The sequence below is a fragment of the Acinetobacter sp. Z1 genome, assembly GCF_024296945.1.
In the GTDB taxonomy this organism is placed as follows: Bacteria; Pseudomonadota; Gammaproteobacteria; order Pseudomonadales; family Moraxellaceae; genus Acinetobacter; species Acinetobacter beijerinckii.
The window spans coordinates 714917-739898 of sequence record NZ_CP101115.1; the positions used below are offsets into that span (position 1 = coordinate 714917).

Annotated in this window: 24 protein-coding genes; 14 read left to right on the forward strand and 10 right to left on the reverse strand. The window is 37.5% G+C overall.

What is annotated here, in order from left to right:
- The first annotated feature begins 35 nt into the window (after nucleotides 1-35).
- From typA to NGC85_RS03415, 3 genes are all read left to right on the forward strand, one after another.
- Entirely contained in the window at nucleotides 36-1871 is a 1836-nt protein-coding gene (gene typA, locus NGC85_RS03405; RefSeq protein WP_005055866.1) for a translational GTPase TypA, read from the forward strand.
- 245 nt (nucleotides 1872-2116) lie between these two features.
- A complete protein-coding gene (gene mscL / locus NGC85_RS03410) occupies nucleotides 2117-2548 on the forward strand; it encodes a large conductance mechanosensitive channel protein MscL (protein ID WP_169109420.1) in 432 nt (143 codons plus the stop codon).
- Between the two features lie 127 nt (nucleotides 2549-2675).
- Complete coding sequence (locus tag NGC85_RS03415) at nucleotides 2676-2999, forward strand: gamma-glutamylcyclotransferase family protein (protein WP_254804844.1); 324 nt, start codon at nucleotides 2676-2678, stop codon at nucleotides 2997-2999.
- A gap of 25 nt (nucleotides 3000-3024) precedes the next feature.
- On the opposite strand, the gene NGC85_RS03420 is transcribed toward NGC85_RS03415, so the two are convergent.
- Genes NGC85_RS03420 through mutM form a run of 3 tightly spaced genes read right to left on the reverse strand, consistent with a single transcriptional unit; the run spans nucleotide 3025 to nucleotide 4671 of the window.
- Complete coding sequence (locus NGC85_RS03420) at nucleotides 3025-3501, reverse strand: hypothetical protein (RefSeq protein ID WP_254804845.1); 477 nt, start codon at nucleotides 3499-3501, stop codon at nucleotides 3025-3027.
- A gap of 33 nt (nucleotides 3502-3534) precedes the next feature.
- Nucleotides 3535-3825 (reverse strand): peptidylprolyl isomerase, encoded by a 291-nt coding sequence (locus tag NGC85_RS03425; protein WP_254804846.1) that lies wholly within the window; start codon nucleotides 3823-3825, stop codon nucleotides 3535-3537.
- Between the two features lie 18 nt (nucleotides 3826-3843).
- Nucleotides 3844-4671 (reverse strand): bifunctional DNA-formamidopyrimidine glycosylase/DNA-(apurinic or apyrimidinic site) lyase, encoded by an 828-nt coding sequence (gene mutM, locus NGC85_RS03430; RefSeq protein WP_254804847.1) that lies wholly within the window; start codon nucleotides 4669-4671, stop codon nucleotides 3844-3846.
- A 204-nt stretch (nucleotides 4672-4875) separates the two neighbouring features.
- On the opposite strand from mutM, the gene NGC85_RS03435 reads away from it, so the two are divergent.
- The gene (locus NGC85_RS03435; protein WP_254804848.1) at nucleotides 4876-7005 is read left to right on the forward strand and encodes a TonB-dependent receptor; all 2130 of its coding nucleotides are present in this window, start codon (nucleotides 4876-4878) and stop codon (nucleotides 7003-7005) included.
- Nucleotides 7006-7040: 35 nt separating this feature from the next.
- Here the strand turns inward: NGC85_RS03435 and NGC85_RS03440 are convergent, their stop codons facing one another.
- From NGC85_RS03440 to NGC85_RS03460, 5 genes are all read right to left on the reverse strand, one after another.
- On the reverse strand, nucleotides 7041-7847 hold the full coding sequence (locus NGC85_RS03440; protein ID WP_005061595.1) for a tetratricopeptide repeat protein: 807 nt from the start codon (nucleotides 7845-7847) through the stop codon (nucleotides 7041-7043).
- A gap of 222 nt (nucleotides 7848-8069) precedes the next feature.
- Nucleotides 8070-8801, reverse strand: a complete 732-nt coding sequence (locus tag NGC85_RS03445; RefSeq protein WP_254804849.1) for a DsbC family protein — start codon at nucleotides 8799-8801, stop codon at nucleotides 8070-8072.
- Nucleotides 8802-8875: 74 nt separating this feature from the next.
- A complete protein-coding gene (locus tag NGC85_RS03450; RefSeq protein ID WP_254805541.1) occupies nucleotides 8876-9196 on the reverse strand; it encodes a low molecular weight protein tyrosine phosphatase family protein in 321 nt (106 codons plus the stop codon).
- Nucleotides 9197-9198: 2 nt separating this feature from the next.
- Nucleotides 9199-9432, reverse strand: a complete 234-nt coding sequence (locus NGC85_RS03455; protein WP_254804850.1) for a hypothetical protein — start codon at nucleotides 9430-9432, stop codon at nucleotides 9199-9201.
- An 89-nt stretch (nucleotides 9433-9521) separates the two neighbouring features.
- A complete protein-coding gene (locus NGC85_RS03460) occupies nucleotides 9522-10244 on the reverse strand; it encodes a folate-binding protein YgfZ (RefSeq protein WP_254804851.1) in 723 nt (240 codons plus the stop codon).
- A 188-nt stretch (nucleotides 10245-10432) separates the two neighbouring features.
- On the opposite strand from NGC85_RS03460, the gene NGC85_RS03465 reads away from it, so the two are divergent.
- The 5 genes from NGC85_RS03465 to NGC85_RS03485 all read left to right on the forward strand — a co-directional run bounded on the left by NGC85_RS03465 (nucleotide 10433) and on the right by NGC85_RS03485 (nucleotide 13376).
- The gene (locus NGC85_RS03465; protein WP_254804852.1) at nucleotides 10433-10879 is read left to right on the forward strand and encodes an SRPBCC family protein; all 447 of its coding nucleotides are present in this window, start codon (nucleotides 10433-10435) and stop codon (nucleotides 10877-10879) included.
- Nucleotides 10880-10949: 70 nt separating this feature from the next.
- On the forward strand, nucleotides 10950-11285 hold the full coding sequence (locus NGC85_RS03470; protein WP_254804853.1) for a DUF2004 domain-containing protein: 336 nt from the start codon (nucleotides 10950-10952) through the stop codon (nucleotides 11283-11285).
- A 354-nt stretch (nucleotides 11286-11639) separates the two neighbouring features.
- Entirely contained in the window at nucleotides 11640-12386 is a 747-nt protein-coding gene (locus tag NGC85_RS03475; RefSeq protein WP_254730381.1) for an IS5 family transposase, read from the forward strand.
- Between the two features lie 162 nt (nucleotides 12387-12548).
- Complete coding sequence (locus NGC85_RS03480; RefSeq protein ID WP_254804854.1) at nucleotides 12549-12893, forward strand: zinc ribbon domain-containing protein YjdM; 345 nt, start codon at nucleotides 12549-12551, stop codon at nucleotides 12891-12893.
- Nucleotides 12894-13037: 144 nt separating this feature from the next.
- A complete protein-coding gene (locus NGC85_RS03485; protein ID WP_005061609.1) occupies nucleotides 13038-13376 on the forward strand; it encodes a YegP family protein in 339 nt (112 codons plus the stop codon).
- Nucleotides 13377-13434: 58 nt separating this feature from the next.
- Here NGC85_RS03485 and NGC85_RS03490 read toward each other — a convergent pair whose 3' ends face one another.
- On the reverse strand, nucleotides 13435-15150 hold the full coding sequence (locus tag NGC85_RS03490) for a proline--tRNA ligase (RefSeq protein WP_254804855.1): 1716 nt from the start codon (nucleotides 15148-15150) through the stop codon (nucleotides 13435-13437).
- A gap of 204 nt (nucleotides 15151-15354) precedes the next feature.
- Nucleotides 15355-15999 carry a hypothetical protein gene (locus tag NGC85_RS03495; RefSeq protein WP_005061615.1) on the reverse strand — a complete coding sequence of 215 codons (645 nt, stop codon included), beginning with the start codon at nucleotides 15997-15999 and terminating at the stop codon, nucleotides 15355-15357.
- Between the two features lie 277 nt (nucleotides 16000-16276).
- Between NGC85_RS03495 and pilG the strand changes: the two genes are divergently transcribed.
- The 5 genes from pilG to NGC85_RS03520 all read left to right on the forward strand — a co-directional run bounded on the left by pilG (nucleotide 16277) and on the right by NGC85_RS03520 (nucleotide 24971).
- On the forward strand, nucleotides 16277-16660 hold the full coding sequence (gene pilG / locus NGC85_RS03500; RefSeq protein ID WP_005055851.1) for a twitching motility response regulator PilG: 384 nt from the start codon (nucleotides 16277-16279) through the stop codon (nucleotides 16658-16660).
- A 20-nt stretch (nucleotides 16661-16680) separates the two neighbouring features.
- Nucleotides 16681-17043, forward strand: coding sequence for a PleD family two-component system response regulator (locus tag NGC85_RS03505; RefSeq protein ID WP_005061617.1), 363 nt, complete (start codon nucleotides 16681-16683; stop codon nucleotides 17041-17043).
- Nucleotides 17044-17082: 39 nt separating this feature from the next.
- On the forward strand, nucleotides 17083-17619 hold the full coding sequence (locus NGC85_RS03510) for a chemotaxis protein CheW (protein ID WP_005061620.1): 537 nt from the start codon (nucleotides 17083-17085) through the stop codon (nucleotides 17617-17619).
- A 46-nt stretch (nucleotides 17620-17665) separates the two neighbouring features.
- Complete coding sequence (locus NGC85_RS03515) at nucleotides 17666-19753, forward strand: methyl-accepting chemotaxis protein (protein WP_254804856.1); 2088 nt, start codon at nucleotides 17666-17668, stop codon at nucleotides 19751-19753.
- A gap of 154 nt (nucleotides 19754-19907) precedes the next feature.
- Nucleotides 19908-24971 carry an Hpt domain-containing protein gene (locus NGC85_RS03520; RefSeq protein WP_254804857.1) on the forward strand — a complete coding sequence of 1688 codons (5064 nt, stop codon included), beginning with the start codon at nucleotides 19908-19910 and terminating at the stop codon, nucleotides 24969-24971.
- Nucleotides 24972-24982 lie beyond the last annotated feature (11 nt).

A 24982-nucleotide genomic window follows, 5' to 3' on the forward strand; every position in this document is an offset into this window, starting at 1 on the left:
ATTTGCCCTCAAATTTAAAGCGTATCGAATTTTACATGTCAGATATTAAAACTCTCCGTAACATTGCCATTATTGCGCACGTCGATCATGGTAAAACGACTCTTGTAGACAAACTTTTACAACAATCAGGTGCTCTTGGTGATCGCGCAGGCGAGATTGAACGTGTTATGGATTCTAACGCGCTTGAGTCTGAACGTGGTATTACCATTCTTGCAAAAAACACTGCAATCAAATGGTTAGATGCACGTACAAACACTGAATATCGCATCAATATTGTAGACACCCCAGGACACGCGGACTTCGGTGGCGAAGTTGAACGTGTAATGTCTATGGTTGACTGCGTATTGCTTCTTGTTGACTCTCAAGAAGGTCCAATGCCACAAACTCGTTTCGTAACGCAAAAAGCGTTCGCACGTGGTTTGAAGCCAATCGTAATTATTAACAAAGTTGACAAGCCTAGCGCTCGTTGTGACTGGGTTATTGATCAAGTATTTGATTTATTTGATAACCTTGGAGCAACTGATGAACAATTGGATTTCCCAATCGTTTATGCTTCAGGTCTTCGTGGTGTTGCAGGTCCATCACCAGAAGAATTAGCGGATGATATGACTCCGTTATTCCAAACGATCGTTGATATCGTTGAACCACCAGCAGTAGATGTTGATGGTCCATTCCAAATGCAGATTTCTTCACTTGACTATAACAGTTTCGTAGGTGTTATCGGTGTTGGTCGTATTCAACGTGGTTCTGTAAAATTAAACACTCAAGTAACTGTTATTGATAAAGAAGGTAAGACACGTAACGGTCGTATCTTAAAAATCATGGGTTACCACGGGCTAGAGCGTGTTGATGTAGAATCTGCATCAGCTGGTGATATCATCTGTATTACAGGTATTGATGCATTAAATATTTCTGACACGATTTGTGATCCGAAAAATGTTGAAGCTTTACCGCCATTATCTGTTGATGAACCAACAGTTTCGATGACGTTCCAAGTGAACAACTCACCATTCGCTGGTAAAGAAGGTAAATTCGTTACTTCACGTAACATCCGTGAACGTCTTGATCGCGAATTGATTCACAACGTAGCATTGCGTGTTGAAGATACTGACAGTCCAGACCGTTTCAAAGTATCTGGTCGTGGTGAATTGCATCTTTCAGTATTGATTGAAAACATGCGTCGTGAAGGCTTTGAGATGGGTGTTTCTCGTCCACAAGTCATCATGAAAGAAATCGATGGCGAAAGACAAGAGCCGTTTGAGAACGTAACGTTTGACGTTGAAGAACAGCACCAAGGTTCTGTAATGGAGCAAATGGGTTTCCGTAAAGGCGAGATGACCAATATGGAAGTTGACGGCAAAGGCCGTATCCGTATTGAAGCGACTGTTCCTTCACGTGGTTTGATTGGTTTCCGTTCAGAATTCCTTACCATGACTTCTGGTACTGGTATCATGACTTCAAGCTTCTCGCATTATGGTCCTGCTAAACAAGGTACTGTTGCGAAGCGTCAAAACGGTGTGTTGATCTCAATGGTTCAAGGTACTTGCTTGGGCTATGCATTGTTTACACTTCAAGATCGTGGTCGTTTATTTGCTAAACCACAGCTTGAAGTTTATGAAGGCATGATTATCGGTATTAACTCTCGTTCAGATGATATGGTTGTTAACCCAACTAAAGCGAAACAGTTAACTAACGTTCGTGCATCTGGTACTGATGAAGCGTTAACTTTAACACCTGCAATGGAATATACGCTTGAACAAGCGCTTGAATTCATTGAAGATGATGAATTAGTTGAAGTAACACCTAAATCGATTCGTATTCGTAAGCGTTATTTAACTGAAAACGAACGTAAACGTAATCGTGATAAATAATTTTTCTTGAATAGAAGAATGAAAAAAACCGCTAAATTTATTTAGCGGTTTTTTTATTGAAAATAATGATTGATTACGGCATGCTTAAGTTCATCTTTTTACTAAAATAAATTATGTTGTTAAAGTGTGAAATAACTATCTTTTTTTTAGAAAAATATTAAATTATCAACATTATGTGAAGAATTGTACCTGTGTAATAAACAAACCAAAAACAGGCTACTTTAATTTCAACTCTGGAGTGATATATGAGCATTATTAAAGAATTTAAAGAGTTTGCCATTAAAGGCAATATGATGGACTTAGCAATTGGTGTCATCATTGGTGGTGCATTTGGTAAAATCATTGATTCATTAGTAAAAGACATCGTGATGCCTGTGATTTCGTGGATCTTAGGTGGTGATGTTGATTACAGCAATTGGTTCCTTGTACTAGGAGACAATCCGAACAATGTGACGACTTTGAAAGCTGCACAGGATGCCGGACTGAATATTTTCGCCTATGGTAACTTCTTGACCATTCTTATTAACTTCTTGTTGTTAGCATGGGTGGTATTCTTGTTAGTTAAAGTGATGAACCGTATCCGTAAGCAAGAACAAGCTGCACCTGAACCAGCAGCAACCCCAGAAGATATTCAATTATTACGCGAAATTCGTGATGAGTTGAAAAAACAAGGTTAAACATTTTAGTTGAGAAAACGGCATTTTAAATGCCGTTTTTTTTGTACTTAATATTTGTTAGATTTTTGATAGAAAATTAAAGCAATTGATTTTAATATGCAAAAATATTGGAATGGAACATACAATCATGAATCGACTTTTTGTTTACGGAACATTGTGTCCAAATCGAGAAAATGCACATATTCTTGGTGAGATCGGTGGTGATTGGCAATCTGCAACAGTACATGGAACAATTCACATACTAGATTGGGGGCCAGATCAAGGTTTGCCTGCGATCGTCCTGAATGATCTTGATCCAGTCGTCGATGGTTATCTATTTAGTACAGAAAAATTGGCAGAAAATTGGCAAATGCTCGATGATTTTGAAGGTTTTCAATATAAAAGGGTACAGGTAAAAGTTGATTTAGCCTCAGGTGAAAGTATTGAGGCATGGACCTATGTGATGAAGTAGCAGATTAAATTTGATGATGGAGCAGCTATTTAATTTGATACCACTTATATTCATATTCTTCACCAATAAAATCTTCTTTATCGTTCCATATTAAGAAACTGTCTTTTAATTCGGAAAATTTTCTAAAGAGATTTCCTAGACGATTGATATCACTTGGTAAGGTATGAATATAAAATTCTGAGCTAGATGTGTAAGGTGAAGATGAATTATTGCAAAATTTAATATGTAGAGCTGATTGACCTAAAGGGTTTGTTAAAAACGCATTTAACTGGAAATAGTATGCAAAATTATCCGCTTTCTTTTCAGAACCTATTTCATATGAAAATAGGTCATTAGCATGGAGCGGAAAATTTTCTAATCCAGAAGCAATAGTTAGAAGATCGTTAGCGTTTTGATATAGCACGAATTTCACGCTTTGTGTGCTGGTTGAAATGTCCCAATGAAGTTCCAAATGATAGGGTTCTTCATAGGGAATCCTTTCAATCTTAATATGATATACCATTAAAGTCCTCAATAAGCCTAAATTTGCAAAGATTTACCTTAAGCCTTCCATGCGGAACTTTACTTCTAATAGATGAAACCCAAATTGACTTTTGATCGGGCCATGTAAGATACGTTCTGCCACAGTAAAAACCAGTTTATCAATGACAGGAACCAGTTGCCCTTTTTTGACTTCGCCAAGTTCACCACCCCGCTTAGCAGAATTACAGGTTGAATACTGCTTGGCAATTTTGGCAAAATCTGCACCTGATTGAATCCGTTTTTTTAGCTGTTCAGCTAAATCTTTATCTTTCACAAGAATATGTCGAACAATCGCAGTTTTCATATCTTGTTCTCCTTACATTTATATTTCAGTGTTTTTCAACTTTAATGGCTGGCATTGTGGACAAAATACACTGGCACGTTGACCTAATTTCAAGTTTTCCAATGTGGTTTCACAATTAACGCACATTTCACCTGCACGACCATAAGCTAAAAGTGTTTGCTGAAAATAGCCATTTTCGCCCATCGCATTAGTGTAATCGCGTAAGGTTGAACCGCCTAGATCAATGGCATGTTTTAAGATGCGTTTGACTTCGACAACCAACTTTTCCACTTGTATTTTGCTTAACGTTGAAGCAGGTTGTGCTGGATGAACCCCGATGTTGAATAAACTTTCAGTCGCATAAATATTACCAACACCTACCACTACGTGATTATCCATTAAAGCAATTTTGATGCCTACATTTTTTTTGTTGAGTTTTTCTTGCAAATAAGCAGCATTAAAATCATCACTCAGCGGTTCAGGACCAAGGGTATCAATAAGTTTGGTTTGACTTTCGGAATCTAACCATAAAATACATCCAAAGCGACGTGGATCATGGTAGCGAAGCTGATGATCTTCAAAGTTGATGATGAGGTGATCATGTTTTCTAAGCTCATCATTTGGCTGGCATAAGCGAAAGCTGCCAGACATACCGAGATGCCAAAGCATTTGATCTCTTTCAAACTCTGCCAAAATATATTTAGAACGTCGTTTCAATTGAATTAGACGTTGTCCAATCAGTTTTTCAATATCATTGGGAATAGGCCAGCGCAAACTTGAATTGTGTACGCTTACTGATTGAACACGTTGTTCTAATAGCGGGAGTAAACTGGTTTTTGTGGTTTCAACTTCTGGTAGTTCGGGCATAGGATACTCAAGTTGTTTCAACAACAATACAATGAGGGCAAAGGTTTCACTTACAATTATGCGTGCATTTAATTTTATTTGCTAATACAGATCACGAATTGTTTTGATCGTTTTCGCTAAAGTTAAATAGGTAAGATAATTATAAAATAATCATATTCTTGCTTTTAAATCGCGACTTGAAATTTTGAGAAATAAGGAAACTTCATGCCTTCAATGAAAATTAATGTTTTATACGGTTGTATCGTCATATGCATGGGGTTCACTAGTTCTAGTTTATGGGCTGTAGAGCCTAAGCAAGATTTACCAACGCAACTACCAGTGATCAAAGTTGAGGCAACGCGGACAGACACTTCGTATATGGAAACGCCTGCATCGATCTTTAGGGTAGATATGCCTCAAAATGATCAATCTGCACAGGTAAATTTAACCGAAGTGGTGAAAGGTATTCCAAGTGTACAATTACGCAATCGTGAAAATTATGCACAAGATTTACAGCTTTCAATGCGTGGTTTTGGTGCTAGATCGACTTTTGGTGTGCGGGGTATTCGTTTATATACAGATGGTATTCCAGCCACTATGCCAGATGGTCAGGGTCAAACCTCAAATATTGATTTAAGTAGTTTAAGCCATTTAGAAGTATTAACCGGACCATTTTCTTCGTTGTATGGAAACTCATCAGGTGGTGCAATTCTCGTAACGACTCGAGAAGGGCGGGGTAAAGATTCGATTGAAATGAGTTATGCAGGTGGTAGTCATAACAAGAATCGTGCTGGCCTCGTGTTACAAGGAGGTGCGAAAAATCAAAATGGGCCGAGCTATATTATCAGTTCCTCTTATTTTGATACTGATGGTTACCGTGATCATAGTCGCGCAGAAAAAGTCTTAAATAATGCGAAACTGACGTGGAATTTGGACGATGGCAGTAAAATTAATTGGGTTACTAACTATGTCAAGATTCATGCCGACGACCCACAAGGATTAAATAGAAGACAGTGGCAACAAAATCCCCGCCAAGTAAATGATACTAATAATACTTACAATGTTCGTAAGGACATCGAGCAGACTCAGACAGGCGTAACTTGGTCTAAGCCGATCAATGATCAAAATGAATTGTATGCAATGGCGTATTTTGGAAATCGCCAAGTGACTCAATATCAATCTATTCCTCAATCTGCTCAAAATAACCCAAATCATGCAGGTGGTGTGATCGACTTTGAACGCAACTATTATGGCGCTGATTTCCGTTGGACAGGTAAAGAACTAATACCTAATACAACGTTCAGTGCAGGGGTTGCTGTTGATAATATGGATGAAGATCGTAAAGGCTATGAGAACTTCAATTTGGTCAACGGAAAGCCCTCATATGGCGTAAAAGGTACATTACGTCGTGATGAAGACAATAGCTTGTGGAATGTTGATCCTTATGTACAAGCTTCATGGCAATTTTTACCGAGTTGGAGTTTAGATACAGGGCTGCGGTATAGCAATGTGCATTACAAGTCAAAAGATCACTATCTAAACAATGGCAATGATAGTGATAAAACGGATTACAACAAGTTATTACCATCAGCAGCTCTAAGTTGGCAAATAATCCCTGAATTATTAGCTTATGCTAGCTATGCCAAAGGTTTTGAAACACCAACCTTTACTGAAATGGCTTATCAAGCAGATTCGACCAAATCTGGATTTAATTTTGACTTAAAACCATCGACCAGTGATAACTTCGAACTGGGTTTAAAATCACAAAACCAATTTGGCGATTTTACGTTGTCTGTTTTCCAGAGCAAAACCAAAAATGATATTGTTTCAGCCGGGACTTCGAATGGACGTTCGACATTTCGAAATGCAGACCAAACCCTACGTCAGGGTGCTGAGCTAGCATGGAATAAAAAGCTTTGGAAAGATTTGGAAATTAATACCAGTTATGGTTATTTAGATGCAACTTTTGATGCTGCTATCCCTGCTGTTGGAACAGTAAATGCGGTTCAAAAAGGTAATGCAATTCCTGGTATTGCGAAGAACCAAGCTTTTCTTGGTTTGGCATGGAAACCAGAGCAAGGCTTGTATGCAGGTGTAGATGCTCAATATATGGATAAGGTCTATGTTGATGATATCAATAGTGATACAGCGCCAAGTTATACTGTTGCTTCGATATACACGGGATATGCTTGGAAATATGCAGATTGGGGAATTAATGGTTTTGCACGTGTCGATAACTTATTTGATAAAAACTATGCAGGCTCTGTGATTGTCAATGATAGCAATAGCCGATTCTTTGAGCCTGCTGATGGACGAAATTGGAGTGCTGGAATTAAAGTGAGTAAACAATTCTAAATGGAAAGAGCAGCATAAAATGCTGCTCTTTTTTTCTATTTTTTAGGTGCTTGAGCCGTAGCCGCTTTTTTTGCTGTAATGGCTTCTTCAACCTTGGCTAAAGACTCTTTCGCATTTGGATAATTTGCTGCTGCCAAACGAGCAAAAATATTTTTAGCTTGCTCTAAATCTTGATCAACAATGCCTCCATTAGCAAGCATATTTGCCAAAACCATAAGCGAGGGTGGATATCCTTTTTTTGCTAAATCTTGTAAAGATTCAACAGCCCGTTGCTGCATAATTGGGTTCTTATTTTTGACCCCTAAACTCAGATCATAAATTGCTTTCAAATGAACTGCTGGTTGATAGCCTTTTCGCAACAGAGGAAGTAATTTTTGTACGGCAAGCTGATCGTATTCAGGTTTTCCTTGGCGAAATAAAATGTTCGCACTCTCTACGATGGCTTCTTCAGAACCTTGATTTGATGCTTTATCTAAATATTCTTTGTATTTTTGAGAGTTTTTGCTAATGCCCAAATCACCAGTATTATAGGCTTGAGCTAGAGTAAAGCTTGCTTTGCCAAAGCCCTTATTGGATGCTTCTTGATAATATTGAACAGCTTTTTTTTCATCCTTGCTGGTGCCTTGCCCAACTTGATGCATATAGCCAAGATTGTAAATTGCTTGAGCATTTCCTGTGTTTGCAAGTCTTTGCATTTCTTCAAAGGCAGCAACATAATTTTTGGCTTCATACAGTTGGGTTGCTTTCGCAAATACATCAGGCTTTGCAGTTGTTTTGTTGTCTGCTGCAAATGAAGAATGGCTAGCTACAAATATTAGACCAGCAGTGAGCAACTTTTTCATATTTTTTCCTTTCATCTCTTTCTGCTTAAATCCTTTATAAGCAGTAGAAAATAATTTGACATGCTCATGATAAAAGTTTGGCTGAGAATGTAAATGAAGATTTTGTATCTCTTATAGCATTTGGATGTTAAAATTAATTATTTGATAAAAATCATTAGCTTGAATATAAAAAAGGTATTTGTTTAAATGTTGATTTTAATACAAATACCTTTAAGTGTAGAGTTATTTATTTAAACTGGCTTCTTGTAATATTTTCTCAAGATGATCTGCATTTTGGGGGATGCCAGAAATTCGGCTGCCATTTTGTAAAAACAATGTTGGTGTTCCATTAATTTGTAAAGATTGACCTAAATCTAAGTTCTTTTGAATTGGTGTTTTACATTCGCCTGAATTCTTGGTGAGTTTGCGATGCAACATATAATCTTCCCAAGCTTCGTATTGGTTTTTAGCACACCAAATTTTGTTTGCTACAGTTTCTGCTTGAGGGTGTAATTTCTTCAAAGGAAATAAGAATAAATATACAGTGATGTTATCAATAGATGTCATATGCTGTTCTAGCTTTTGACAGTACGGACAGTCTGGGTCAGTAAAAATATACACAATACGCTCTCCATTGCCTTTTACGTATTTAATGGATTGATCAAGCGGTAATTGTTTAATATCAATCTTACTCAGCTCTGCTATGCGTTCCTCCGTAAGATTTTTTTGATTCTTTACATCGAGTAAGTTGCCAAAAAATAAATATTTTGCCGCCTCATCTGTATAAATAATTTTTCCACCAACATAGACTTCATATATCCCAGAGAATGGTGAAGCTGAGATAGCGCTAATAGGCAGGTCAGGATAATTCTTCTTAAAATTTTGTTCTAAAATTTTGCTATCGGCATGCAGTGTTTGTAAACCTAAGACGCTTAGACTCAGTGCTGATATTAAGCTTTTGATCATTATTTTCATTGGAAAAGTAAATTGTTAAGAATGTACAAACAATAACGCTCATTTTTATTTTCGACAAGAATAGAAATAGAACTTTATTTTAAATAGGGTTGCATCGCTAATTTTAATAATTCGATGAGAGCTGGATCCATATAGTGATAATCATCTGGAATATCGAGGACAAACACTTTTTTGTGGAGAAGTTGTTTGGAAAATTTTTCTTTAATTTGTTGTTTATGCCGTGGTTCCATCACAAAGATCTGTTCAGCCCATGCAATATCTTTGACTGAGAGGGTGTGCTTGGCATGGCGACTCGTGCCAGCTGAACGGGTCTGTAGACCATATTCCTGCGCGAAAATACGTTCAGCTGTTGGGCTACGCCATTGATTACGGCTGCAAATAAAGAGTGTATTCAGAATTAAAAAATCCAGTAATTAGAACGAGCATCATGTAAATATTGCTTTGCAGAGATTCGTGGATATTCGATTGCTAATTGTCTTGCTCGAATAATTTTGAGTTGTCGTGTATATAGATATTTCCACTTCTTGGGTGCTTTCCACAAAAGTGTTGTGTGTCTACAGTCACGTCCTCGAAATAAATATTTCTGCTTACGTCGCCATGATCGATTACGTTGTTGTGATAAGTGATCCATTTTAAAAAACTCATGAATTAATCGGGTTCAGCAGCCGCGATAACACATGAGTTTTTAATATAAAATTAAAGCCTGATTTTTACAAGGGCTTAGCTTGGTCTTGCCACATCACCATTCAGTGCTTCTGGTAGATCCAAAACGGATACATCAAGTTCAGTTAAAGCTGCAGGTTTGGCAATCACAAGTGCGAGATAGCCACTTTCAAATACAACACTGTTTACCACTTCAACATCGTTACTCAGTTGAGTTGCAGGAGCTGGGAGTTCACCTTTAGCCTGAATTAAATGTAACCAATGCTTCGGTTTTGCTTTAAACCAAAGACGTGCCACAATTTCTTGACCTAAATAACACCCTTTATCAAAGTGAACGCCTTCACGCTGATGCAAACGTAATTCTTGAGGTTGGAATAAGTGTTCAGTTGCTTGGATAATCCACGCTTGACCTGATCGAATAGCCGCTGTTTGCCAAACTTGAACATCAGTTTCGGTTTGAGAGAATTCAGTATGATTACCAATTACACTTGGAAAAACTGCACCAACTTCTTCCAGTTTCATTTTAGAGAAGGCACCAAACTTACGAATGTGTTTGGCAAATTCTTCTGCTTGATCTTGAGTGGTGACCAACTCAAAACTTTCAGGATTGAGTTTTTTTATCCAAAGACCAAAGTGAATTCGCCCTTTTAAATCACAAATTGCAGTGTAACGGCTTTCATTTTCAGCCAAGCGTTCAATGTGAACAGTGACCTGACCTTGTAAGAATTTTTGTGCATCAATACCATTTAAGCTAAAAGCAATAAAAGCAAGTTGACTCATAGATCAATCCTAAAGCTGCGTTCTGATCATTAAAATACGGGTTCCTATTCTGCGCTTTTTTTCACAAAAAAGCAGCTTGAGAATCTCGATAATCGTGCTGAAATATGCGATTGAAGGTATAGCAATTATTAATCAAATCGCTATGATCATTTCACCAAATAAAATAATAGTAAGAATGGAGAATAAAAATGGCAGGTACAGTACGATTACATCGAGTTTTTAGCGCACCACCTGAGCGAGTTTTTAAAGCATTTCTTGATCCTGATGCCTTAGTAAAGTGGATGGCTCCTCACGGATTTACTGCAAAAGTTCACCACCTAGATCTGCAAGAAGGTGGCACCTATAAAATGTCGTTTACCAACTTTTCAACTGGTCGGTCTCACTCATTTAGCGGCACCTATGTTGAAATTATTCCTAATGAATTATTGCGTTACACAGATAAGTTTGATGATCCGAATTTGATCGGAGAAATACAAGTCACGATTCAATTGAAATCAGTCTTGGTCGGAACTGAGGTAAATATTACTCAAGAGGGAATACCAGATGTGATCCCTGTAGAGGCGTGTTATTTAGGATGGCAAGAATCTCTTTATTTATTAAATCTACTGGTACAGCCTGAAATTCCTGATGAGTAATTGTTTCAGGTTTGGTCAAAATTAAAATAGAAAAATAAAAAAATGTTTTTATAGTGATTGCGAGGGGATTATGTCTGATCAGGAAAATATTCAACAACGTGAACATCTTGCGCGTATTGCTATGCGTGAGGCTTTACAAAATCAAAAAGCGGAAGATAGTGTGGAATTATTTATTCAACATCATCTTGAAGAAATTGAACCAGCGTATTGGGAAAAACACACAGGAACTCAAAAACCTACAATATTACAGGTATTAGATTTGTTAGTTGTGGACAATGATGGAGATGAGCCATTTCAACGTGCTGAATTAATTGATTTTAGCTTACCTGATGAAATAACCAATTATGTGCTTTGTGTCAGTTTTGATAAGAAAGGAGATGTTATTGATATCTCTATGGAGAGCTAATTCAGAATTTTTAGTACCTCTGTAAATAATAAACAAAGGTGTATATGAATCTGTCGAAATATTGGGTGGCTAAGTCTAGTTTGATCGTTTGTGCTCAATAGGATTTTCTAAAGGGCTTGCACATTTAAATTATGACTGAGGGGAATTACACTTTTACTGAGTTGTGATAAGCCTTTTGTCACAAGGTTGAACATTGGTTAGGTTTTCAAGCGGGATATTACCAAGAACTTAAAGGTAATCTTTATGTGCATCTGTTCATAGAAATGGTAGAACAATAGGGTCTGTTGACATTTGCTGTGCAAAAAAATAGCGAGAAAGTAAAATTCAATCGCCAAACCAAATTTACTCCTCGCTATGACTCGTACAATGCTGAATGATCAACACTGGTTAAAGCTGAAATCTATTGTCCACAATTTGGGGATCTACCTCAAACATAATCTTCGAAATTTTATTGAAGCCATTCTCTATAGAATTAGAACAGGTTGTCCTTGGCGAGATTTACCTGAATCTTTTGGTAAGTCCAACACCATATTTAAACGATTCACCAGGTGGTCTAAAGATAATAAGCTACTAAAAATATTTAAATTATTATCAAAACATGCTGATCTAGAATGGGTGTTTATTGATGCTAGCCATATTCGAGCACATCAACATGCTACAGGACTCAAGGATCAAGCTATTTCAAGAAGCATCGGTGGAAACAGTACTAAAATCCATTTAGCTGTGGATTCAAATGGGAACCCAATCCAATTTCTCATTCATGATGGCACCACCCATGATGTGAGTGTTGCACCTGCATTAGTCGATAGCATTGATTTAAAAGATACCGATGTGCTTTGTGCAGATAAAGGATATGACTCAGAATTATTGAGAGAGCAGATAGAAAAAACAGCGACTAAAGCAAATATTCCAAAGAAATCCAATACACGATCGAACAATGATTATATGGACTGGCACTTATATAAAATCAGGCACTTAGTGGAGAATACCTTTGCTAGACTCAAGCAATTTAGGGGAATTGCAACACGTTATGACAAGCTAAAGCGGAACTACGAAAATTCAGTTGCTTTAGCCTGTATATTTATTTGGCTACCGCTATGAAATGTCAACACACCCTAAGAATTGATGACGATTTATGCAACAAAAGATACTACATCTTAACCATGTTTTAGTACTTAAAATTATTTACTCGAAAAACGATTTCAGCCTAAAACTTTGAATAACGGCTTCTATCCATCATAATAGTCGTTTTGAGTTTCTTTTATGTCTTTTCCACATTGCCCACAATGCCAATCAGAATATACTTACCAAGATGGCGACTTATTGATTTGTCCTGAATGTTCACATGAATGGAAGGAAGAGGAAGCAGCGGTTTCAGAATTACAAGACGTTATTAAAGACGCAAATGGAAATGTATTGGTTGACGGTGATGTTGTCACGGTGATTAAAGATTTAAAAATTAAGGGTTCATCTTCTGTTGTTAAAGTTGGAACAAAGGTGAAAAATATTCGTTTAGTACCAGATGCAACCGATGGGCATAATATCGATTGTAAAATTGAAGGTGTTGGAGCAATGAAACTCAAATCGGAATATGTGAAAAAGGTTTAACTCACATGAAAGGAGCATGCAAAAATGCTCCTTTTTTAAAATTATCAATTACCAAAAATGAACAAAAAACGATCTAATATTTTTTTAGCTGATTTATATTGAGTAAATAACAAACAATATTAACTCTAATAAAAGAGGTTTTTTATGGCTGGATGGTTTGAAGTAAGCTTAGCTAGCGATGGTCAGTTTCGATTTATATTAAAAGCAGGGAATGGAGAAGCTATTCTAAATAGTGAGTTATATAAAACAAAAGCTGCTGCTATGAATGGCATTGCATCAGTACAAAAAAATAGTCCTGATGATGCACGTTATGAAAAACTAACTTCTAAAAATGATAAAGCTTATTTTAATTTAAAGGCGGCAAATCATCAGGTCATTGGCACAAGTCAGCTTTATGCAAGTGAGCAATCACGTGATAAGGGTATTGAATCAGTAAAAAACAATGGTCCATCTGAAACAGTAAAAGATTTGACAACTTCATGATTACAATAAAAAAGCCGTTTATAAAACGGCTTTTTTATTTATGGATTTTAGTAAAAGATTAACGAGCAAATTTTGCGATTAATTCTTCTTTAGTCAAATTACTTGCTTCTTCATCGCGACGACCTTTGTATTCAAAAGTACCTGCATCCAAGCCTTTTTCACCAATCACAATACGATGTGGAATACCCATCAACTCAAGATCAGAGAATTTTACACCAGGACGTTCATTTCGATCATCCAGTAATACATCATAGCCTTGTGCTTGTAATTCTGCGTACAGAGCTTCAGCAGCTTCAACGGTACGAGGCGATTTATGTGCATTCATTGGCACAATAGCGATGTCAAATGGCGCAATTGCTTGTGGCCAAATAATACCTTTATCATCAAAATTTTGTTCAATCGCAGCCGCAACCACACGAGTTACACCAATACCATAACAACCCATTGTCACGGTAAACGGCTTGCCATCTTCACCAAGCACTTTACAGCCTAATGCTTCAGAGTATTTTGTGCCGAGTTGGAAAATATGACCAACTTCAATACCACGTTTGATTTGAAGGGTGCCTTTACCATCAGGAGATGGATCACCTTCAACCACATTACGAAGATCGAAGACTTCAGTAAATTTCGCGTCACGATCCCAATTTACGCCAGTTGCATGTTTATCCACTTCATTCGCACCTGCAATAAAGTTAGATAATACAGAGGCTGCACGGTCGATAATGACTGCCAAACCTTTTTCAACAAGACCTTGCGGACCACAGAAACCAGCAGTTAAGCCATTCTGTTTCAATTGTTCTTCTGTTGCAAAAGCCAAAGGCGAGGCAATTAAAGGGTGCTTTTCTGCTTTGATGTCATTCAGTTCATGATCACCACGTAAGAATAATGCAACAACAGGGATATTGCCTGATTCGTCAGCTATACCTTGTACAAGTAGTGCTTTTACTGATTGTGCTGCATTTGCATTTAAGAATTGGCATACATCTGCAATGGTTTTTTGATTCGGTGTGTCAATCAATGCCAAAGCTTGAGTTGCAGCGCCTCGCTCACCCACTAAAACAGCCTCAGCCATTTCAACATTGGCTGCATAGTCTGATTCGGTTGAAAATGCGATATCATCTTCGCCGCTAGCTGCAAGTACATGAAACTCATGTGATGCTGAACCACCGATCGAGCCTGTATCTGCTTGTACAGGGCGGAAGTCTAATCCTAGACGACTAAAGATACGACTATAAGTGTCATACATCACATCGTAAGTTTCTTGAAGTGATTCTTGATTTGCATGGAACGAATATGCATCTTTCATGATGAATTCACGAGAACGCATTACACCGAAGCGAGGACGAATCTCATCGCGGAATTTGGTTTGAATTTGATAAAAATTCAATGGAAGTTGCTTATAACTTTTTAATTCATTACGCGCTAAATCAGTAATAACTTCTTCATGCGTTGGACCTAATACAAAGTCGTTAGTATGACGATCTTTAAAGCGTAATAACTCAGGACCATATTGTACAAAACGACCAGATTCTTCCCATAAAGCAGCAGGTTGAGTCACTGGCATAAAGACTTCTAATGCGCCTGAACGATTCATTTCTTCACGGACAATCGCATCAACTTTCTTTAAAACACGTGTTCCCATGGGCAACCAAGAGTATAAGCCAGAAGCTAATTTACGAATCATCCCCGCACGTAACATGAGCTGGTGAGATATTACTTCAGCATCATTTGGGGTTTCTCTTAACGTTGCAAATAAAAAGCGGCTTGCGCGCATGGAAACTATCCTAAAGTTAAGTGTTATATAAAAATAAGATTACAACAGTGAACAAGTAATATGCCCATCTTTGAGTAGTTGGCATTATGCCATGAATCAATCAATTTCGGGAAAAGTTAAAATGCGGGAATTGCGTTTGAAGGAATAAATGATAATTAAATTGGGAAGACTAGATGAAACTAACTAAGAATGATGTGATCCACTTTATTCAAGCTTACTCAAACGATTGATAATATCGGCATAGTCCTGTTCAGTTTTATGATAAGCATTACGTAAACTTTCTACAGTTCTTTTTACATTATCAATATTTCTTGCATTATTCTCTAAATTACTTTTAAGTTGCGGAGGTAAGGGTTGGCCTTTGCGATGATATTCCATTTCTTGGCGTTTAAAACCGATTTTATCTTGTTGTAGCTGTTGAAGTTGCTCTTGTTGATAGTTCAGTTGTTTTTTTAAATTTGCTAAAATTTGATCACGTTTTGCTGCAGCAATTTTGGTACTACCATAAGCACGTTTGAGTTTCAAATCTTGTTCGCGTTGACGTGCTATAGATTCACGACGAGAAGATTGTTGTACATCTTGAATCGCATTGTAAGGACGATTTCGCTTAATAACTTGCATATTACGATCTAAAGCTTCATAGCCATAACGAATATGTTCAGGAGTGACCGAAGTGCTCACATTTGCCACGCCATTTTTATCATAGTAACGATACCAAACGGGTTTAGACTGGTCGGTTGCTGCAAAGCAATCAATAGTAAAAATGCATAATAAAAAAGCACAAATGTAATTGCGAGTGATCATTGTAAAGTGACTAACGCGGCAACTCCACTTTAACAAACCAGTCATTACATTCCCCAAAAAAGTTAACTAAATCACTTATTTTTAAATAATAATCAGTTGTATATTAGTAGCTATTTATACAATTAAAAATACTTAAGATGCAAAAAAAATAGTTATTCGATGAAAAGTGTGAACCACTTAGTGTTGTTAAGAAAAACTGATAGATTGGTTCAAAAAACTTCATTGATAATGCAAGTAAAGATATGTTAAAAATATCAACTAATCTGTATAAAACAAATTAAACAACCATAATTTGTATTGAGTATTGGGGCAGGACAATTAAATGGAAGATAAATTTCAAAATTTAAAGGTAATGGTAATTGACGATTCAAAAACAATTCGTCGTACAGCAGAAACATTATTGCAGCGTGAAGGTTGTGAAGTAATCACAGCCGTTGATGGTTTTGAAGCACTATCAAAAATTGCTGAAGCTAATCCTGATATCGTTTTTGTTGACATTATGATGCCTCGTTTAGACGGTTATCAAACCTGCGCATTAATTAAAAACTCTCTAAATTATCAAAATATTCCTGTGATCATGTTATCAAGCAAAGACGGTTTGTTTGATCAGGCGAAAGGTCGTGTTGTGGGCTCAGATGAGTATTTAACTAAGCCATTTAGTAAAGATGAGCTTTTAAATGCGATTCGTAACCACGTTGGCGCATAAAGAATTAAATTGAGGAAAAAATGGCTCGTATACTTATCGTAGATGATTCTCCTACTGAAACATTTCGTTTTAGAGAAATTTTGACTAAGCACGGTTATGATGTGATTGAGGCGACCAATGGCGCGGATGGTGTCACGATGGCACAAGCAGAATTACCAGACTTAGTTCTTATGGACGTGGTTATGCCAGGGATGAATGGCTTTCAAGCAACTCGCCAAATCAGCAAAGGTAAAGACACACAGCATATTCCTGTTGTGATCGTAAGTACCAAAGATCAGGCGACAGATCGTGTATGGGGTAAGCGTCAAGGTGCTTGTGATTATTTAACCAAGCCAATTGATGAACAGCAGCTTATTGATGTAATTAAAGAACTATTAAGTTAATCAATACGGGCCTTTTCATTACTCAATACAGGATAGGTTATGGCAGCAAATGGATTTATCGAATTGCTTCGCTTATCCAAGCGAGGCAATAAACAATACGCTTCAACTCAAAATGAAGTCAGCCGTTGGTCTGGTATTGCATTTGAGATGTTAGGGCAATATTTTGTCGCTCCATTAGGGGAAATTTCGGAAGTAATATATCCACCGAAATATACTCCTGTTCCAAATACCCAAGCATGGGTGCGTGGTTTGGCAAATATTCGTGGACGATTGCTTTCAGTTTCTGATTTAACGCATTTTATTTCAGGGCAGCGGAGTCAATTTTCGCCAACACAAAAAGTAATATGTATTAGTCATCAAGATCATTATGTTGGCTTGGTTGTAGATCAAGTTCTTGGAATCCAGCACTTTAATAAAAAGAGTTTCTTTTCTCAAAGTGCTGAAATTGACGATAAATTAAAAGATTATTGTCAAGGTTATTTCCATCAACATAATCAGCAATGGCATGTATTTTTACTGAGTCGGTTGTTGCAAAATCCTCAATATATGAATGCATCTATAAAATTTATAAACTAATTTGTACGCTACGGAACATAAACGCGTATTCTGGGGAGAAGCTGATATGGGCTTTAAACTTAAAAAGAAAAATGGTAGTGGCAGTGATAGTGCTGGTCAAAAAAGTGGTCGTGCGTTTCTAGAAAAGATACGAACTCAGCTTGATCAGTTTTCACGTTTATTCGGTGAAACTGAGAAATCTAAGCCAATTATTTACCGTGCTTTAATTGCTCTAGCTCTTGCAGTCATCCTCTTAATTTATCTGTTTGTGAGTGTGCCACGTTCAAATCAGTTAACACGTAGTTTGGGTGAATTACGTCTGTTATCACAAATGATTTCTCGTCAAGCAACTGAAGCGACAGCTTCGGGTACACCTGAAGCGATGAAAAGTCTTGTTGAATCAGAGAAGCGCTTTGCTGAAAACCTTGAAACTGTTGAAGATGTCTATGGTAAAGGGTCTGAAGAATACAAGAAAGTGAATGAGCTTTGGACCAATGTATCGAAAAACATTGAGTTAATTGCCTCGCAACAAAAAATTATTAACCAACTCTACGATACCAACATTTCGATCAGTGAAACGATTCCTGAAATTCAGGCTGAATATAACTTGATGGTTGATCAAATGGTTCGTGAGAACATGCCAAGTAGTCAGGTAATTATCACGAAAAACCAAGTATTTATTGCAGAACGTATTTTACGTTCGATTAACTCAGTATTGGTTGGAACGGATAACTCTAACGTTTCTGCAAATGACTTCGGTGCCGATATTGATACCTTTGGTGTTTATTTAAACGCTCAGCTAAATGGTAGCTCTGAATTAGGTGTGGATCGTATTTCATCACCAGATTTGCGTGAATCTGTAGACAGTATTAAATCTGATTATGATGCTGTATTGAAATCAGCTGCTGCAACAGTTTTGCAAAACGCCAATCAAATCGTTCGTGTACGTCAAGCATCTTCTCAAATTTTTTCTCAATCAGATAGTTTATTAGGTTCATTAAATACGTTGTCTGATAAAGCTGAAAGTGGTTGGGGTAATGTAATTGCAGGTGTTGTATTAATTGGCGCATTAGGTCTATTGATTTTCTCAGCACTTCAATTGCTTGCATTACGTAGTAACACAGATAAAGAACGTGTAACACGCTTACAAGATGAATATGATCGTAACCAAAATGCGATTTTACGATTACTTGATGAAATTGCCGACCTTGCAGACGGTGACTTACGTTCTTATGCAACGGTATCGGAAGATTTTACTGGAGCGATTGCGGACTCGATTAACTTCGCGATTGATCAGTTACGTGATCTTGTATCTCGAATTACGGATACGTCTCAAGAAGTTGCTCGATATACTCAAGATACTCAGAACATTACCAACCAGTTAGCAGAAGCATCTGAACATCAGGCACAAGAGATTGCAGGTGCATCAGCAGCGATGAACGAAATGGCGCTGTCGATTGACCAAGTATCTTCAAATGCATCAGAGTCAGCGGAAGTAGCACAACGTTCAGTACAAATTGCATCGAATGGTGCGCAAGTTGTAAACCGTTCTATTGAAGGTATGGATCATATTCGTGAGCAGATTCAAGAAACCTCTAAACGTATTAAACGTTTGGGTGAGTCATCTCAAGAAATTGGTAATATTGTCTCTTTAATTAACGACATCGCCGACCAAACGAACATTTTGGCATTAAATGCTGCAATTCAAGCATCGATGGCAGGTGAAGCAGGTCGAGGCTTTGCAGTTGTAGCCGATGAAGTACAGCGTCTTGCTGAACGTTCAGCATCTGCAACTAAACAGATTGAGAGCTTAGTTAAAACCATTCAAACGGATACTAATGAAGCAGTAATTTCAATGGAACAAACGACTTCTGAAGTTGTGCGTGGTGCGAACTTAGCAAAAGATGCGGGTATTGCACTAGATGAAATTCAGACGGTATCAGGTGATTTGGCAAAACTTATTGAAAGCATTTCTGATGCAGCAAAACTTCAGTCGGCATCTGCAAGTCACATTGCGACGACGATGAATGTTGTACAAGAGATTACCTCTCAGACCACGACAGCAACCTTTGATACAGCGCGCTCAGTTTCTGAGTTGGCGAATATGGCTGAATCATTACGTGAATCTGTAACTGACTTTAAGTTACCTGACTAAGCAGCATAGGGAAGGTAGATGGGGTGTCTGCCTTCCTTTTTTATAGAGATGTAGATTATCTTGGCAAGATGATGATGAAACCAAACAACGTCTTGAATGATAGATACACGTAATTTTTAGCCACAGTTAGTGGATAAAAACTAAAGAAGCCGCTATGAAAGAAATATTAAAAACGTTAGTTGAAACAATGACGCTTCCTGAAGATAGTTATCTTGAGCAAGACGCAGAAATTCTCGAAATTTTTATTGAAGAATTAGATGAGATTTTTGTTGAGCTAGAGCCATTACTCGTTCAATGGAAAGAACAGCCGAATCAACAGGATGTGCTAACTGATATTCGTCGTCATTTCCATACCTTAAAAGGTTCTGGGCGTATGGTCGGTGCAAAGTCGTCTGGTGAATTGGCATGGACTGTTGAAGATACTTTAAATCGAGTGCTAGCAGGAACAATTTCATTAACAAATGAAATTCAATGCTACGTAAAAGCGATTTTTAATATCTATCGCTTTAAGCTCGCTCATGATTTTAAATCGGTTCAAAAACATCAAATAGATTTAAGACCTTTGGTCTTACTTGGGCAGCAATTACAACAGCAACAAAGCTTAGAGCCTGCTTTAACAGATTTACTGCTACTGGCAGATCAATTAACTGATGATTCGGTGATTACAGATTTAGAGTTTGTAAATGATCAATTCATTGCTGAGCCACTAGATTCGGTTGATATTGAAGAGCCACAAGTTATCAATCTTGAAGATGATGGCTTATTAAAAGAAACCTTGGCGATCTTCTTGGAAGAAGCAGAGGATCATTTAGCAACAATCGATCAATTCTTAATTAATGATCGTCCATCAAATGAAAATTACAATACTTTAATTCGAGCACTGCACACATTACGTGGTAGTTCCGCAATGGCGCATGTTCATCATGTGTTTGAAGCCAGCTCTAAAGTTGAAAACTTATTTAAAACATTATTACAAGAAGAGTTGGATTCTAGTTCAGATGAAACTGCGCTATTAACTCACTATGCACAATTTGTACGTGATTATTTACATACATTAAAGCATCAAGGTTCAGAGCAGAAATGTAATGAAATTTATGACACCTTTAATGTGGCGTGGGATAGTTACGATTTCCAATTAGAAGAAAAACATGGTGATGCGGTTCGTCCACAAGGTCTAGTTTCACAGTTATTAGAATTAAATATTAATGATTTATTGGATGTTGAATTTGATTTTGAAAAGCGAGCTCGTGACGAGTTCCCTCGTTATATTCAAACATTAAGCCAACAAACTGAACTGTTATTACAACATACCCATCATCATGCAACGATTGGTATGTACCAGTATACCAGTCTATTGCGTTCTAGTTATCAAGATCTCTTATTTAAGCCTGATCTTTTAAATATTGATTATGCTTTTGAGTTATATCATCAGGTTCATCAACAGTTTATACAATTGTTTGATACTTTGGCTGCTGGGCAGCGGGTGACATTAAGTAAAACGCATGAGCGTGTTTTAAATGAATTAAGTTCATTTACCCAACAGAATATTGAGCTTTTAGAGCCAGTTGATACAACATCTACTGAGCAATATCAACAGTCGAATACTATTCAAGATACTGATGAACAAGTACCTTCTTCTATTGATATTACTGATTTAGCAGCACAATTCGCATTAGATAAACAACAAATTGAATCTAGCGAATCAAATCGAGATTTTGATCCTGATTTACTTGATATTTTCCTTGAGGAAGCTGATGAGTTATTGGGTAGTATAGATGCTGATTTAAATAGTTGGGCTGCTGATCAACAAAATATAAATGCACTCAAAAATTTAATGCGTCATTTGCACACCTTGAAGGGTGGCTCAAATATGATTCAAGCGCGTCATATTGGTTTGATTGCGCATGAGTTAGAGACCATTTATGAAAAGTTGATTAATCTACAGTTACAACCATCTAGTCAGCTTATTGCTGTTATCCGTGCTGTACAAGATGATATTGCAGATCGAATTCAAACGATTCGTGATCAGAAAGTTGATTATCCATCAACACATGTATTAGCGATATTAAATAACTTCGATCAGTTAGAAAGTACCAGCATTGCTGTACTTGAAGTTGTAGATGAAGATCAAACATCAGAAAATGAAATTGAAAGTTTAAGTTTTAACGACACTGTTTTTGAAACTGAAATCACTCAATCTAGTCATGTTGCTAATGTTTCTCAAACGGATATTCAGCCTTCTACAATTGATGTAACAGCCTTAGCCGCACAGTTAACTTTAGACAAACAGCAGTTACAGTCTGATCAAGCAAATCGAGATTTTGATCCAGATCTATTAGATATTTTCTTAGAAGAAGCAGATGAATTGTTGGCAGGTATTGATACTGATCTCAACAGTTGGACCTCTGACCATCAAAATATTAATGCTTTGAAAAACTTAATGCGTTATCTACACACCTTAAAAGGTGGCTCAAATATGATTCAAGCGCGTCATATTGGTTTGATTGCGCATGAGTTAGAAACAATTTATGAAAAACTGATTAATCAACAAATACAGCCTACAGCTTACTTGGTTGCATTAATTCGTATTGTTCAGGATGATATTGCAGATCGTATTCAAACGATTCGAGATCAGCATGTTGATTATCCATCAACTAATGTCATCAACCTTCTACAACAATCTGATCAGACTGCTACGAGTGATCTTGAGATTGCGAGCTTAGAAGAGCAAACCGAAGATCTAACACAAATTGAACATTCTCAAATTGACAGTAGCACATTAGAGTTAGCGGCTGATACATCAGAAATCGTACTGAATGATCAGCATGAAGTTGAAGATACCTCATCTCTTGAAACCATTGCTGAAATTCAGCAACGTAATGAAGATGATGAAGTTCGTTCTTTGGTTGAAGAGACATTCTTTGAAGAAGCTGAAGAGCTATTAGAACAAGCAAAAACTTTGTTGAAACAATGGATTGATCAGCGTGGTAACCGTAGTTTATTGTTGCAACTCCAACGTAATGCCCACAGTTTAAAAGGTGGCGCTCGCATGGCGGAGTTGGATGCGATTGCTATTATTGCTTATCATCTTGAGAATGCATTCGAGCAATTTGGTGTGCATCATTTTAACTCTAATGTGTATGACAATTTGCTCAACACAGCTCTTGCATGGCTAAATGATGCGATATTTAAGCGTCAATATGCAAACTTTGATGGTTTAAAACAAAGCTTAGAAAATATGGAGTTTGTAGATGTTTCTGCAAAACTTCCACAAAAGCTTTCAGCTAAAGATATCTTTACACCTGAATATACGATGGAATTTGTTCAGGGTGATGGTACTGAACCACCTTCAATGTTGGGTGAGTGGGAAACGACAGAGCGAAATGAACAAAACAATGAGATGATTCGTGTTTCCGCAGATGTCATTGAGAAAATGATTGATCTGTCGGGTGAAAATGCAATTAACCGTTCACGTATTGAAATGGATCTTGGTCAGTTAGGTGGGACATTGACTGAGATGGAACTTGCAATCAAACGTTTGGCTGATCAGTTGCGCCGAATGGAAGGCGAGTTAGAAAGTCAAATTATTGCTCGTCATGGTGGTGAAAACTCCCGTTATGCTGATTTTGATCCATTAGAAATGGACCAATATTCATCATTAAATCAGTTGTCTAAGTCTCTTGCTGAATCGGCTTCGGATTTAGTCGATTTTAAAACCACACTTTCTGAGAAAATCCGTGATACGGAAGGTTTGCTATTGCAACAATCACGTATTCAAGCTGAAATTCAAGAAAGTTTGATGCGTACCCGTCTAGTTCCTTTCTCTCGTTTATTGCCACGTTTACAGCGTATTGTGCGCCAAACTGCATCTACCCTAAATCGCCCAACTGAGTTAATTGTCAACAATACCGAGGGTGAATTAGATCGTAGTATTTTGGAGCGCTTGGTTTCACCATTTGAACATATGCTTCGTAATGCGATTGACCATGGTATCGAAGACCGTGAACAACGTTTACAAACCAAGAAGCCAGAAACAGGTCATATTGTTTTAAATATTGGTCGTCAAGGTACGGATGTTGTCGTTACATTCAGTGATGATGGTAAAGGAATTGATGTTAATCGCATCAAGCAAAAGGCGATCCAAACGGGATTGATGACCAAAGATCAGAAGCTTGATCAGGAAGAAATTCTACAATTTATCTTCCATCCTGGTTTTAGTACAGCCGCAGAAGTCACTCAAATTTCTGGTCGTGGTGTTGGACTAGACGTTGTACAAAGTGATATTAAAGCTTTAGGTGGTCATGTTAGTGTCGATTCGACTCTAGGAAAAGGCACGACCTTTACGATTCGCGTACCAACGACAGTAGCGGTCAGTGATGCCTTAATGGTTAAAGCGGGCGATCAGCAATTTGCATTCCCATTGGCGCAAATTGATCGTATTGTTCGTATTTCGCCAGCAGCTCTAGAAGAGTATTTTGAGAGTAAAGAAGATTACTTCAAAATTGATCAAGAACGCTATCGCTTACGTTATTTATCTGAATTTGTGGCTGGACAGCCTATTCCACGCTTACATGGGGTTGTCCATTCATTACCTGTACTATTGGTTAAAGGTGCGCAAGGTCAAACAACAGCATTACTTGTGGATCAATTGATTGGTTCTCGTGGTCAAATTGTTGTAAAACCAATTGGGCAACAATTCTCTAGTATTGGGGTCATTGCAGGTGCAACGATTCTGGGTGATGGTCAAGTCTGCTTGATTTTGGATGGTCAAAATATTGCTAGACATGCACAGTCAACTAATCGTAGCAAACAAGCAGATGAAACCTATACTAAGCAACGTTATGACGAACGTCGTTTGATTATGATTGTGGATGACTCAGTTACAGTTCGTAAGGTTACTTCTCGTTTGTTAGAACGCCAAGGTTATGATGTTGTGACTGCGAAAGATGGTGTCGATGCGATTGAGCAGTTAGAAACCATTAAGCCAGACTTGATGTTGCTTGATATTGAAATGCCTCGTATGGATGGTTTTGAGGTTACAAACCTTGTACGCCATCATGAATTACATCGTGATTTGCCGATTATTATGATTACTTCTCGTACTGGTGAGAAACATCGTGAACGAGCACTATCACTAGGTGTGAATCAATATATGGGTAAACCTTTCCAAGAAGAAGCTCTCTTGGAAAATGTTGAAAGCTTACTCGCAGTGCGCTAAGAGGTGAAAAA

What these genes read in the sequence shown, in the direction of transcription:
- typA (WP_005055866.1), top strand. Translation starts at nt 36, where the DNA reads ATGTCAGATATTAAAACTCTCCGTAACATTGCCATTATTGCGCACGTC.
- mscL (WP_169109420.1), top strand. Translation starts at nt 2,117, where the DNA reads ATGAGCATTATTAAAGAATTTAAAGAGTTTGCCATTAAAGGCAATATG.
- NGC85_RS03415 (WP_254804844.1), top strand. Translation starts at nt 2,676, where the DNA reads ATGAATCGACTTTTTGTTTACGGAACATTGTGTCCAAATCGAGAAAAT.
- NGC85_RS03420 (WP_254804845.1), bottom strand. Translation starts at nt 3,501, where the DNA reads ATGGTATATCATATTAAGATTGAAAGGATTCCCTATGAAGAACCCTAT.
- NGC85_RS03425 (WP_254804846.1), bottom strand. Translation starts at nt 3,825, where the DNA reads ATGAAAACTGCGATTGTTCGACATATTCTTGTGAAAGATAAAGATTTA.
- mutM (WP_254804847.1), bottom strand. Translation starts at nt 4,671, where the DNA reads ATGCCCGAACTACCAGAAGTTGAAACCACAAAAACCAGTTTACTCCCG.
- NGC85_RS03435 (WP_254804848.1), top strand. Translation starts at nt 4,876, where the DNA reads ATGCCTTCAATGAAAATTAATGTTTTATACGGTTGTATCGTCATATGC.
- NGC85_RS03440 (WP_005061595.1), bottom strand. Translation starts at nt 7,847, where the DNA reads ATGAAAAAGTTGCTCACTGCTGGTCTAATATTTGTAGCTAGCCATTCT.
- NGC85_RS03445 (WP_254804849.1), bottom strand. Translation starts at nt 8,801, where the DNA reads ATGAAAATAATGATCAAAAGCTTAATATCAGCACTGAGTCTAAGCGTC.
- NGC85_RS03455 (WP_254804850.1), bottom strand. Translation starts at nt 9,432, where the DNA reads ATGGATCACTTATCACAACAACGTAATCGATCATGGCGACGTAAGCAG.
- NGC85_RS03460 (WP_254804851.1), bottom strand. Translation starts at nt 10,244, where the DNA reads ATGAGTCAACTTGCTTTTATTGCTTTTAGCTTAAATGGTATTGATGCA.
- NGC85_RS03465 (WP_254804852.1), top strand. Translation starts at nt 10,433, where the DNA reads ATGGCAGGTACAGTACGATTACATCGAGTTTTTAGCGCACCACCTGAG.
- NGC85_RS03470 (WP_254804853.1), top strand. Translation starts at nt 10,950, where the DNA reads ATGTCTGATCAGGAAAATATTCAACAACGTGAACATCTTGCGCGTATT.
- NGC85_RS03475 (WP_254730381.1), top strand. Translation starts at nt 11,640, where the DNA reads ATGACTCGTACAATGCTGAATGATCAACACTGGTTAAAGCTGAAATCT.
- NGC85_RS03480 (WP_254804854.1), top strand. Translation starts at nt 12,549, where the DNA reads ATGTCTTTTCCACATTGCCCACAATGCCAATCAGAATATACTTACCAA.
- NGC85_RS03485 (WP_005061609.1), top strand. Translation starts at nt 13,038, where the DNA reads ATGGCTGGATGGTTTGAAGTAAGCTTAGCTAGCGATGGTCAGTTTCGA.
- NGC85_RS03490 (WP_254804855.1), bottom strand. Translation starts at nt 15,150, where the DNA reads ATGCGCGCAAGCCGCTTTTTATTTGCAACGTTAAGAGAAACCCCAAAT.
- NGC85_RS03495 (WP_005061615.1), bottom strand. Translation starts at nt 15,999, where the DNA reads ATGACTGGTTTGTTAAAGTGGAGTTGCCGCGTTAGTCACTTTACAATG.
- pilG (WP_005055851.1), top strand. Translation starts at nt 16,277, where the DNA reads ATGGAAGATAAATTTCAAAATTTAAAGGTAATGGTAATTGACGATTCA.
- NGC85_RS03505 (WP_005061617.1), top strand. Translation starts at nt 16,681, where the DNA reads ATGGCTCGTATACTTATCGTAGATGATTCTCCTACTGAAACATTTCGT.
- NGC85_RS03510 (WP_005061620.1), top strand. Translation starts at nt 17,083, where the DNA reads ATGGCAGCAAATGGATTTATCGAATTGCTTCGCTTATCCAAGCGAGGC.
- NGC85_RS03515 (WP_254804856.1), top strand. Translation starts at nt 17,666, where the DNA reads ATGGGCTTTAAACTTAAAAAGAAAAATGGTAGTGGCAGTGATAGTGCT.
- NGC85_RS03520 (WP_254804857.1), top strand. Translation starts at nt 19,908, where the DNA reads ATGAAAGAAATATTAAAAACGTTAGTTGAAACAATGACGCTTCCTGAA.